Here is a 13,124-nt window from a genome sequence, read left to right as displayed (position 1 = left end):
TCCGAATAGAACAATAAAAAAGCTCTGCCGAGCACTACTCCGGCAGAGCAATAATCAACAACACGACTGAAAAAGTTATGCAGCCTTCCAATTCAGAATGGCGTCATCATCAACGGGATACAAAGGATAATAAATTGCTTCGTTTTCCTGGAACGCTTGATTGGTGATGGCGTTATAGGCACAAATCATGGACCAGCGCGGTTCGGATGAGCGATTTTCATTGGATTTGTGCAGCAAATTGCAATGGAAAAACAAAGTATCACCCGGCTCCAATTCAACATTGATCAGCTCGTGATATTTCATTGCTTCGTTCACAAACAACATATCAGCACCTTTTTGATCACCGGTTTTGCTGTGATCCAAACGCCCTAAATGATGCGACCCTTTCAACACTTGTAAACAGCCGTTCTCTACCGTTGCACGGTTAATCGCCACCATACAGCTGAGTGATTTTGGATACAGCATAAGGTTGTCGCGATGCCAGTAACCAAAATCCTGATGCCACTCCCAAGCGCCGCCCACAAAGGGTTCTTTCATCATAATTTTGGTACTGGTGTGATAAATCGGCTCGCCAATTAAGGTTTCTGCGGTATCTACCAAACGTCGACCACGCGAAAACATGCTGTAAAAATCATCGCCCGTTTGTTGCCACAAGCACACCTTGCTCACCTTTCCAGTGCCATCTTTTTTCTGCCAGGCGCGCTCATTTAATGAATCGTCATTAAAGGCGGCATCCTGTAAGCGCTTGATTTCTTCTGGCGTGTAGTAGCCACGCACAATCACATAGCCATCGCTGTGGTAGGCATCAATCTGTTCTTGAGTCAGTTTTCTTGCGTTCATTATCTGGTCTCCAAGGGTTATGTCTGCATGCTCGCATTGTTAACAATCATCATTCAGCAAAAAATAAAAGGCAAGCATTTTATTTATATATAAATACTTTATTTCTATAAAAATAAGCAGGCCTATGCTCAAAACCGGTAATTTCTGTTTATTTGACGGCGGATAGGGTATTTTTGCGAACGAACTAATTTGCGGGTACGCCAGTTGATGGGCAAGAATGCATGGCTTGCTTCACCCTGAAAAATCGAGCTAGAAACCAGACAATAGGACCGACCGACTTTGACTACTGCCACCAATAAATACGCGGTTCCCGCGCTGGATAAAGGGCTGGATATATTGGAATACCTGGTGACTCAGGAGCTGCCCAAATCTCAAACTGAGATCGCCCAAGGTTTGGGGCGCAACCCCAATGATATTTATCGGGTGCTGATCGGCTTGGAGGCGCGGGGTTATTTGGTGAGAGATGAACTATCGGGGCGCTATCGGCTGTCGCTCAAGCTGTACAACCTATCGCGCAGTATTTCGCCTATCGATCAAATGCGCCAATGCGCGCTGCCCTATATGGAAGATCTGGCGGTCAACATTGGCCAATCCTGCTATTTGGCGATGCTCTACCAAAGCCAGACCATGATTATTGTGCACGCGCGCGGCCACAGCCCTATCTCACTCAATATGAGCGAAGGCTCCCTATTCCCCACCATGACAACCACGGCAGGCAAGGTGTTACTTGCCAATAGCAACCCAGCCGTGCGCGATATGATTTTGGAGCGCGACGCCGACTACGCCAAACTCAGTAAAAATAAACGCACTGCCCTGATCAACGAATTGGAACCGATAAAACAAAATGGCTACCTCGCGGCACCAAGCCCTTTTATCGAAGGCGCCACCGATTTTGCCGCGCTCATTGGTAGACCAGAGGGTAAAGTGATTGCGGCATTGGCTATTTCGCCGCTCAAGTCACACTGGAGCACCGCTATAGCACAGGAAGAACTGCACACACGGGTAGTGACCACTGCAAATAAAATTGCGCAGCAGCTAGGGGATTTGTAACTCGCGCCCTCCTTTCATCAAATTTTGTCAACATTTAACTATCACCAATCCGAACACTGAGTTAAAGTTTAGGCTCGGCCGCATCAAGTAGCACATTAATGCGCTGCGTGATGCCGCCATACCTACCGTTATAACTTTATGGTGAGTTAGATGATGATAAAAAAAGTACCCTATTCCTGCCTTCAATACCTATCGTTTCTCTGCACGGTTTTGCTCCTAAGCGCAATCAACAGTCAGGCTGCCCCCCTTGTCAGTGATATTGACCTCGAACCTGCAACGCCGAAAATAATTCAATATCAGGCTCAAGGCAGTTTGATAAAAAAAATGGTGTTAGTCGTCGACAACCCAAAAAATTATGCCAACTTTAGTCTTTACGCCAACGATGAATTACTGCTCGACAGCATCGATATTCCGCACTCTGGTCAGCAGCAATTAACCGCGCTCATCAAACTTCCTGCGCTGGGAAAACTTAAGCTCAGCCTTAGAGCCAACAACGCAATACTCAACATTCAGCGTCTTGAATTTATAGACCTCCCCAATCAGCATCTACCTCAATTCGAAGACATCTCCGTTAGCGCAGGCATAGATAAAGTCAGCTCAATTAAATACGGGGGCCCCACAATCGCCGACATAGATAACGACGGCGATTACGATTTTATTGTGAATAATCACAATGAAGAGAGCAGCAAACTTTATTGGAATAATGGCAACGGCACTGTAACCAAACACAGTCAAAATCTGGCGCGCTGGTTTATGCATGATCTGCACGGCACCGCTGCTGGCGATTACGATAATGATGGCGATCTGGATTTGGTTGTCACCCAAGGTGGCGGCAATGGCACAGATCCTTCCAAAGCCAATTTCTATACCAATGACAATGGCACGATGATACTCACTACAGGTGATGTAGGTATCAACAAAGGAGGCCGTGGCCGCGCCGCGCAATGGTCAGATATGGATTTGGATGGCGATCTGGATTTAATGCTCATTAACGAATCCAGCCTTACCCATGAAAAGCCGCAACATTTTTTTTACGAAAATAAAGGTGATGGAACCTTTACGCAACGCACAATCACAGGTTTGCAAGATCAGGAACCATCGCGCTCTTTGATAACGGATTTAAACCACGACAACATTGATGATGTAATTTTATTTGGCCCACTTTCTGTCTGGCTGGGCAATGGCGATTTCACTTTCACCGATATTACCGCGCAATTCCCCGCCGATGTTATTGCCTTACACAACATAATGGCAGTCGCCGATTTGGATATCGACAATGATGGCGATCATGATCTTTACCTCGCACGCGGCAAAGAAGTTGAACACGGCAAAGGTGAAGCACCCGCAGTCGATCACGACCCCATCACGCAGGAGTTTTCGATCAAACCACGCGGCTTTAAAGGTGTGGATAAATTCGAATTCACCGCTGCAGGAAAAATCAAACTGCACAATTATTATTTTCTTGCGCAGGGTGAATTCAGAGGAAAAGATTATCCTTTTTTTCTGGGCAGTAAAAAAACATCGAAAGTGATTTCTGCTGGGCAGGAGCTGGAAATAGACCCAAGCGAAGCGCAAGGCTGGCCGGATAATATTGCGGAAAATGGTGTTTATTTTGGTTACTTGGGCAAAGGCCACTGGAAAGCCGCATTAGTTCGCAATGGGGATATTTTTTGGAATTTTAAATTTAGTCTCTCTGGCGTTACTAGCACCACTACCGAATTTATTCCAGAGAATCGCAACATGAATGACATTCTATTGCGCAATGACGGTGGAAAATTCACTGACGTATCACGCGAATGGCAGATTCAACCCGGAGGCAATACATTGGGTGTCACCACGGGTGATTTTAATAACGACAGTCATCAGGATTTATTTCTTTATCGCTGGGGGAACATTGGTGCGCGCATTTCTGATTACATACTATTAAACGATGGCAAAGGTCATTTCTACACTCTGACACAACACGGCGCCAATGATGTTGGCGGCCCCGGCAATGGTGATATGGGCCAAGCCTTTGATTTTGATTTGGATGGCGGCCTGGACCTATTAAATGGCAGTGAAGGTGGTGAGTGGTATCTTTATCGCAACAAAAAAAATGAAACCGGACATTACGCATTAGTACGAGTGGGCTACTCGCCTAAAGCCCATGTGGATGCCATAGGCGCTGAAGTTAAAATCACCACCGCGCAAGGTGTTTATCGCAAACGGGTAGGTTCAGCGGGAGGCGTTTTTTCCCAAAGCCTGTTAAACATTGTGCATTTTGGTTTAGGGAGTGCACAAACAATTGAGCGCATTAGTATTAGATGGCGCAATGGTGAAACACAACATTTCACCAACAACCCCGCCAATCAATTGTTTGATACCGACAAAGTAGATGTAGAAAGTCTGCAGCTTGAACCGGCACAAACAAATCTGCGCCAAGGTACAAAATTAAATCTCTCCAGTCACTTAACTCCAGCGAATGCGGACACCCGGCTGCAATGGTCATCCAGCGATGAAAATATTATCGCTGTAGATCAGCAAGGCCAAATCACCGCGTTGGGTAAGATTGGCCAAAGCGCGACCATAACAGCCACCAGTCCCACTAATGGAGTAAATGCGCAGAGCAACATTACCATTGAGCCTTGGTTTGCCGTGCCCGCAAAATCGCTAACACTCGAACCATCACCGACAAAATTATTGGTGGGTAAAAGCTTTACACTCACTGCAACTTTATTTCCAGCTCATGCCGACAACTCGGAACTCATCTGGAGTAGTAGCAATAAAAAAGTCGTGCGGGTAGATTCAGCAGGAACAATCACCGCACTACAACCCGGCACTGCAACTATCAAAGTAGCTTCCGCAAAAAAACCTACTGTGAAAGACACCATAAAACTGCACGTGGCGCCGACCATCGCACCCTTTATAAAATTTACGAATGAGAAAAAATTGCGCGATAAGGTATGGACTCAAAAGGATAAAATTACTTTAACCGTCGAGTACCACGCCGGATCAGGTAATAAAGTCATTGCGTCAGATGAAGGAGGAATTCGCTTTTGGCTGCGCCATTTTCAATCCAAATGGGTCCCAGTGAAAGACAGAGTCTTAATAGATGCAAGCGCCCTAAAAACCGAATCAGGAAAATCCACCATGACCTTTTCGCTTGAAGATCTAACCCCCAACGCCGAGTTGCCCGCAGGCCAGTTTTACCAACTGCGCGCTTCATTTGTATCCAGTAATGGCAAGATGTATGACGCCACTATTGATGATATAAAGATTGTTCCCTCTGTCCACTAAACACTTTCAATTTTTATTTATGTCCAAGGACGGATTTACTCACAAAAGATTCAAATTAAACGTTTGAAAACTATTTGGTCTTTTGACAGTTCATCGAATTTATAAAGACACTCTCTCAATTCAATTTTTCAATATTAATGAACCAATAATAAACATTATTTTCATCAATGAAATATCTCACTCTTTTTTGTTAACCTGATCAAAAAGATAACCCACTTCGTGAGCTTCCCTGTCTTCCTTAATTTTATCTTTACGCTGCTGCTCCAATTCTTTTTTCTTTTTGTTTACTTCTTCCAGAATAGGCAGCGGATCAAGCCCGCGCCAGAGCGGCAGCATAGACATCATGGTTAACAATAGACTGCTCGCGCGCAAAGACCACACCAGCAAACCGGTAGTGACAGAAAAAGTCAGACCAGCCACCACGGTCCTGCGATCCTGCTCTTCTACCATGGCCTCATCCATTTGGGCGCGCAAACGGCGCACTTCATTATCAAAATCTGCCTCTTCCCAAGGGGCAAAACCGGCGTCTGGCGCAATCAAGCCTGCCAGATTAGGTGAGGCGGTTAAGGTGGTAAGCGGAACATTGCCATCGCTATTGACCTCCTCAGCACGTTCATAATCGCGGCTGGACTTATCGTTAATCACCGTGTCAGTGTGGTTGCTATCGCCGGTTTCCACGATAATTCGTTGGGCGTCCAAGCCATCGGGAAGCAGTGGCTCAAGGCTGTTATTGCCACCCTGATTTGGCAATTCACCGGGAATCTCTGGCAGATCTGTATCTGCACCATCAGGGGCTTTTGGCCCATCTGTGGTAGGCGGTGTTGTTGGAGGTGTGGTAGGCGGTGTTGTTGGAGGTGTGGTAGGCGGCGTTGTTGGAGGGGTTGGCGGCTCTACCGGCGGCACAGTAACGGGTGGCTTTTCCAACGCAGCTACAGTGACTTTAAACGAGGTTTCTACCCAAGCACCATCATTGTCTTGCGCGCGCAGAGTAATGGTTGACTCGCCACCGATTTGAGAGGCAAACGAGAGCGTCATAAGGCCAGTAGCCGGGTCGATTTGAATACTGGGAACCGCGCTATTATTGCTGTTTTGCATCAGTGTCCAGCTGAGCGTGGTGCCATTTTCCACATCGCTAAATACAGTGCGCAGATTCATTTGCTGGGGTGCAGCACCGGCCTTAACGCTGATATCCGCCATACCGCTTGACACAGGCACATCGTTTACCGAGGCGATATTGATGCGTACCAATGCATCAACCCAAGCGCCCTGCTCATCTTGTGCACGCACCACCACATCGCTGCTGCCAAATTGATTGGCGCCATAGTTCAACTGCAATTTACCGGAGGCAAGATCAATACTCGCATTGCTCACCAAGGCCGGGTTGCTATTGCTAACGACAGAAAACACCAGATTGCGGGTGGCAGTTTCCTCATCGCTAAACAAGGCCCATAAATCAACCTGGTCGCCAGCCGCATCTTCAATATTATTGATAACGACATTGCCAGTGGTTTCAGGTACATCATTGACCTCTTCCACGGTCAACTCAAATTGAGCTGTCGCAGCGGCCATGCCATCACTCGCGATAATTTGGATACTTAGGTTTCCAACGTCCGCCTGGCTAGGTGTGCCACTAAAACTCAGCGTCGCGGCATCAAATACCAACCAGCTTGGCAAGGGCGCGCCGCCAGCTAATTGCGCGCTATAGACTAAGGTGGTGCCCACATCGGCATCAGTAAACATGCTCGCGGGGAAAGTTACACTGAACGGCACATCTTCCAGCGCGGTTTGGTTGGCCGGAGGATTGGCCAGCACCGGTGCGTCATTAACGTTGTTCACGACAATAACAAAGCTATCGCTAATAGAGCCGCCATTTGCATCACTCGCCGTCACCAATACATTGATGCTGCCGATATCGCCCGCCGTCGGAGTACCGCTAAAACTGCGCGTCGCGGCATCAAAACTTAACCAGGCAGGCAAAGACCCACCGCCTACCAATTGGACGGAATAACTTAACGGATCACCCTCCGGGTCAACAAAGGTCGACACGGGAAAACTGAAATCAAAGCGTTGATTCTCAGCAGCTACTTGATCGGCAATAGCCAACTGCACAAACGGCGGGGCATTGACCGGCAAACCAGTAACAGTGAGCACAAAAACATCGCTCACTGAACCGCCCTGTCCATCATTCGCAGTGACTTCAATATTGATACTGCCCACATCACCAAGCGCAGGTGTACCGCTAAAAGTACGGGTGGCAGGATTAAAACTCAACCAAGTGGGCAAGGGTGCGCCGCCAGCAAGTTGCGCGCTGTAAGTCAGTGTGTCGCCAACATCGGGATCAGCAAATACATTGGCGCCAAAGGTGAAGTTGAAAGCGGTATTTTCAGTTGCACTCTGGTCTGCAATTGGGAAAGCAACCGTAGGCGCATCGTTAGTGTTGGCGACGACAATATCGAATGTGTCAGTCACTGTTCCGCCATTGCCATCATTGGCGATTACATCAATTGATACAGTTCCGACAAAAGCATTCGTTGGCGTGCCACTGAAGGTGCGCGTTGCTGCATCAAAACTTAACCACGCGGGCAATGCCCCGCCACCGGCAAGTTGCGCGCTGTAGCTGAGCGTATCGCCAACGTCAGAATCTGCAAATGTATTAGCGGCAAACTGAAAATTAAACGCGGCATCTTCAGTCGCATTTTGATTGGGGATCGGATTGGCAACTGTAGGTGCATCGTTGGTATTGGCGACAACAATATCAAAGGTCTCAGTTACAGTGCCGCCATTGCCATCATTGGCAATTACATCGATTGATACAGTACCGACAAAGGCATTAGTCGGTGTACCGCTAAAGGTGCGTGTGGCCACATCAAAACTTAACCATGCAGGCAGCGCTCCTCCACCGGCGAGTTGCGCGCTATAACTGAGCGTATCGCCAACATCTGGATCGGCAAATGTATTGGCGGCAAATTGAAAATTAAAGGCTGCACCTTCCGTGGCATTTTGATTGGGAATCGCATTGGCAACCGTGGGCGCATCGTTAGTATTGGCGACAACAATATCAAAGGTGTCAGTTACTGTGCCGCCGTTGCCATCATTGGCGATTACATCGATTGATACAGTGCCGACAAAGGCATTAGTCGGTGTACCGCTAAACGTGCGCGTTGCTGCGTCAAAACTTAACCACGTGGGTAAGGCACCTCCACCGGCGAGTTGTGCGCTGTAGCTGAGCGTATCGCCCACATCGACATCGTTGAAGGTATTGGCCGCAAACTGAAAATTAAACGCGGCATCTTCCGTCGCATTTTGATTAGGGATCGGATTGGCAACCGTAGGCGCATCGTTGGTATTGGCAACAACAATATCAAAGGTGTCAGTTACAGTGCCGCCATTGCCATCATTGGCGATTACATCAATTGATACAGTGCCGACAAAAGCATTCGTTGGTGTACCGCTAAAGGTGCGCGTTGCCGCATCAAAACTTAACCACGCGGCCAATGCCCCGCCACCGGCAAGTTGTGCGCTGTAACTGAGCGTATCACCTACATCGACATCGTTAAAGGTATTGGCGGCAAACTGAAAACTAAACGCGGCATCTTCCGTCGCATTTTGATTGGGAATGGCATTGGCAACTGTGGGGGCATCGTTGGTGTTGGCGACAACTATATCGAAAGTGTCAGTGACCGATCCGCCATTACCATCAATCGCAATGACACCAATTGATACAGTGCCGACAAAGGCATTCGTTGGTGTGCCACTGAAGGTGCGCGTTGCTGCATCAAAACTTAACCACGCGGGTAAGGCACCTCCACCGGCGAGTTGTGCGCTGTAGCTGAGCGTATCGCCCACATCGACATCGTTGAAGGTATTGGCCGCAAACTGAAAATTAAATGCGGCATCTTCCGTCGCATTTTGATTAGGGATCGGATTGGCAACCGTAGGCGCATCGTTAGTGTTGGCAACAACAATATCGAAGGTGTCGGTCACCGTACCGCCATTGCCATCATTGGCGATTACATCGATTGATACAGTGCCGACAAATTCGTTAGTCGGAGTGCCGCTAAACGTGCGTGTGGCTGCATCAAAGCTTAACCATGCAGGCAATGCTCCACCACCGGCTAGTTGTGCGCTGTAGGTGAGCGTATCGCCAACATCGACATCACTAAACGTATTGGCAGCGAAAGTAAAATTAAATGCGGCATCTTCAGTCGCGTTTTGATTGGGAATTGAATTGGCAATGGTAGGTGCATCGTTAGTGTTTGCAATCACCAAATCAAAGGTATCTGTTGCCGGTGTTCCGCCTTTTGCATCATCTGCAGTTACTTTAATCGAGATAGTGCCCACATCTGCATTGACGGGAGTACCCGAAAATGTGCGGGTTGCGGCATTAAAACTTAACCATGCTGGCAGCGCGCTTCCATCGGCCATAGTTGCGCTGTAAGTCAATGGATCGCCATCTGCATCACTAAACGTATTCGGGGCAAACTGAAAATTAAACGCGGCATCTTCCGCTGCGTTTTGATTGGGAATTGGATTGGCGATCTGAGGATTATTGTTTACGCCACTGGATACCTGAAACGCCAAATCACGATCCGGATCGGGTGTGCCCGTGCTGGAGTGAAATGAACCATTGGGGTAAACATTCGTATTGTGAATGCCCACGCTTACTAGGCCATCATTGCTGGTGGTTTCAACCCTTATAAAATAAATTTGATTGTCGTTTAGCGCGACGCCAAAAAAATTAAATGCTTCCCAGCTTAACGTAGTATTCAAGCCGGCAGATGACTTAGTGTCACTGGCAATCACCGTACCATTATAAGTCGATGATATTAATGAGACGGTAATAGTTTGCATACTGGCGGAGGGATCCTTCCTGACTTGCAAAATAATTGAATCGATTGTGTAAGTTGCGCCTACGCTGTCATGTGCAAACGATTGAAAAAGAGGCACGCCCGCAGAAATTGACTGAGTGTTTGTCGCAGCACCAGAAGATTCGTAATTAACATTGGTGGCACCAACGTTGTGAACCTGCAAATCAAAAAAATCCGACATAGTGGTGGTGCCGTCATTTGCAATTACCTCGATGGTGACATTACCAACATCGCCATTGGAGGGTATACCACTGAATGTACGGGTTGCCGCATCGAAGGTAAGCCACGCCGGTAATGGCGCCCCACCGGGAATTTGCGCGCTGTAGGTTAACGTGCCCCCTACATCTTGGTCATTAAACGTATTGATTGGAAAAGTGTAGTTATACAGCGAATTTTCGGTCGCGTTCTGATTCGGTATTTGATTTACCACCGTCGGCGCATCATTGGTGTTCGCGATGAGGATATCAAAATTGTCAGAAACCGTTGCCCCTGCACCATCATTCGCGGTGACTCTTACCGAGAGAGTGCCTACATCGTCATTGACCGGTGTACCCGAAAATGTGCGCGTAGCCGAATCAAAACTCAACCCCCCAGGCAATGGGCTGCCATCAACTAACGTTGCGGTATAGGTAAAACTTGTACCCAGATCGCCATCGCCAAATGTATTCGAGGGAAAAGTGTAACTGAACGCTGCGTCTTCAGTGGCGTTCTGATTGGGAATCGGAATATTGACAAAGGGCAAGTCATTAATATTGACGATAGTTAGATCAAAGGTGTCATTTACGGCTCCACCAAAGCCATCGTTAGCCGTAACTCTAATACTGATGGTGCCAATATCGCCGTCATCAGGGACGCCACTAAACGTACGCGTACCCGCATTGAAATTGAGCCACGCAGGAAGTGGATTTCCATCCGATAAAGTAGCGGTATAGGTCAGCGTATTGCCATCAACATCGTTAAAGGTATTGGCTGGAAATGTATAACTGTAAAGTGACTCTTCATTGGTTGATTGATCGGGAATTGCATTGGCAACGATAGGTGCGTCATTAACTGAAGTTACGTTGATGGCTACTGTGTCTGTATCTGTTTTATCAATGTCTCCAGTACGACCTGCACCTTTATCATTGGTCGCTATGGTGAAAACATCGGCACCAAAAAAATTACTGGCTGGGGTGTAGTTAAGCGTAGCGGCAAGTGTTGCATTAATTTGCGCCATAGTGCCGGTTAATACCACGGTGGCGGTACCACTACCTGAAATAGCGGCTGAGCCACCACTAACAGATAAAACACCGTGACTAACACTTAAGGTTACTTCCACATCCCAAAGATTGTAGTCGTCGATATCGCTAATACTAACACCCGAAATAGCAACAGTCGTGTCTTCTACTGTAGTAATCGGCCCCGCCGGAACTGTATTAACGGGATTGTCATTCACGTAGCTCACGTCAATTTGAAGGTTATTAGCACTTTGGTCGGTATCCACACCACCGCCCGCAGTACCGCCATCATCTCTAACCTGAAACGTCAATACCGCATAATTCGTAGCATTTTCATCGGCTGCAGGGGTAAAAATTAACTTTCCCGCATTGATATCAGCAATAGTAACAAATTGATTTACGCTTACAGAGCCACTTCCCGTAACCGAGAATGTGCCACCACCACTTATAGCAGTAATTTTTACACCAGCAAAACTATTGCCGTCAGGATCACTAAAACCAAAATTAGCCGCTGTTAAAACTTTAGGCGTATCCTCCTGTGTATCGATTACGTTATTTGTCCCAACTGGAGCCTGATTAACGGCCCCTGAAATTGTAAAACTCATGGTATTGGGGGTCATGTCGAGAGTATTGCTCGCACCATTATCTTGCACTTGAAAGGTATAGCTCAAAGCGCCAGCCGCTACAGCGGCTGCATCCGGCGTATATTTCAAAAAACCAAAATCGATATCGCTTTTTGTAACCGTTTGACCAGCTGTAATCGCAATGCCGCTAAGGGTTAAGGTGCCATCAGCAGGCAATGTAGTAACTTTTACTCCCGCCATAACATCCCAAGGGCTATCAACGGTTTCATGAAAACCAAAGGAAGCAGCATAGATGGTGTAGGCACTTCCTGCAGAGATAGGAATAGATATATCGGTACCAGTAGGAGGGTTGGAACCAGCCAACAACCCCTGCCACTCAAGATATGACTTGGCAGAAAAAAGTTCGGGGGCATCTATCTGCCCATACTTAATCTCCAATACCCAATCCCCACCTTCACGACTATTACCGGTAAGGTCATTGCTTGCCGCTACATCAGCGCCGGTCAAATCACTTAATTGGCGCAATAAGTTGATACCACTTTGGTTTGCCGCCAAATCACAGCCATACAAGAGAATATCGGCCTCATCGCTCAACGCCATGTTCCAAGCCACAAATTGCTGGGCGTACTGGTCAATATTATTTTCATTAAGTACTTGATTTCCGAGCATTAGATTACCGGTCACACCATGAGAAATCACATGAATGACTGAAATGCTGCTAGCACTAGCAAGATAATTGCTGATTTGAGCAATGCCGTCTTGGGTGGTATCGAGATAGACGATGGCGGTGGAGTCGGCATATGTACGGTTGCGGATATCTTCAACCAAAATTTGGTAACCATCGACCCCTGTATCAACAAATACCAGCGTAGTAGCGGAAGATTGAGTGTTGGGTGCAATATCGGCCTGAGGATCTGTATCAGGAACGGATTGAAGCCCAGAATCCTGGCTTTCCATCATCGGCGGGGTATCTGGCATATAGATACTAACCAGATCGACCTGCTGTGCCGCCTGCGCTAAAGACAGCCAATCAGAATTGCCATCATCGAAGACAGCAATATCTGCGGTGGCAGAGAACAATAATCTTGGCTCCAGAGCTTCAATTAAAGGGCGACGCGGTGACCTTGACATAGATATCGAACCTATTTTAGGACTAACACCTGAGGACAAGAATATGCGTGTTGACCACATGCTGGCATTGTTAACATTTTACACCAAGATAGGATGAGTGTCGCAAAAAAGTCCCAAGATGCCCGACAACAAACTTGTTTTGAGCGCGTGCAGATGAG

4 protein-coding genes are annotated in these 13,124 nt (G+C 47.4%); 2 read left to right on the top strand and 2 right to left on the bottom strand.

The window, feature by feature from the left end; translation table 11 throughout:
* Positions 1 to 75 precede the first annotated feature (75 nt).
* Positions 76 to 840, bottom strand: a complete 765-nt coding sequence (locus J2X05_RS06010; RefSeq protein ID WP_151057260.1) for a phytanoyl-CoA dioxygenase family protein — start codon at positions 838 to 840, stop codon at positions 76 to 78.
* Between the two features lie 279 nt (positions 841 to 1,119).
* On the opposite strand from J2X05_RS06010, the gene J2X05_RS06005 reads away from it, so the two are divergent.
* Together J2X05_RS06005 and J2X05_RS06000 are read left to right on the top strand one after the other, a co-directional pair.
* Entirely contained in the window at positions 1,120 to 1,890 is a 771-nt protein-coding gene (locus J2X05_RS06005) for an IclR family transcriptional regulator (protein ID WP_310070058.1), read from the top strand.
* A gap of 150 nt (positions 1,891 to 2,040) precedes the next feature.
* A complete protein-coding gene (locus tag J2X05_RS06000) occupies positions 2,041 to 5,166 on the top strand; it encodes an FG-GAP-like repeat-containing protein (protein WP_310070056.1) in 3,126 nt (1,041 codons plus the stop codon).
* A gap of 177 nt (positions 5,167 to 5,343) precedes the next feature.
* Here the strand turns inward: J2X05_RS06000 and J2X05_RS05995 are convergent, their stop codons facing one another.
* Positions 5,344 to 12,966 (bottom strand): putative Ig domain-containing protein, encoded by a 7,623-nt coding sequence (locus J2X05_RS05995; RefSeq protein WP_310070053.1) that lies wholly within the window; start codon positions 12,964 to 12,966, stop codon positions 5,344 to 5,346.
* Between the last annotated feature and the right edge of the window lie 158 nt (positions 12,967 to 13,124).

This window comes from Cellvibrio fibrivorans (genome assembly GCF_031457055.1).
In the GTDB taxonomy this organism is placed as follows: Bacteria; Pseudomonadota; Gammaproteobacteria; order Pseudomonadales; family Cellvibrionaceae; genus Cellvibrio; species Cellvibrio fibrivorans.
The sequence above is the reverse complement of the archived record's forward strand: the minus strand, read 5'-3'. Positions and strand labels throughout refer to the sequence as shown.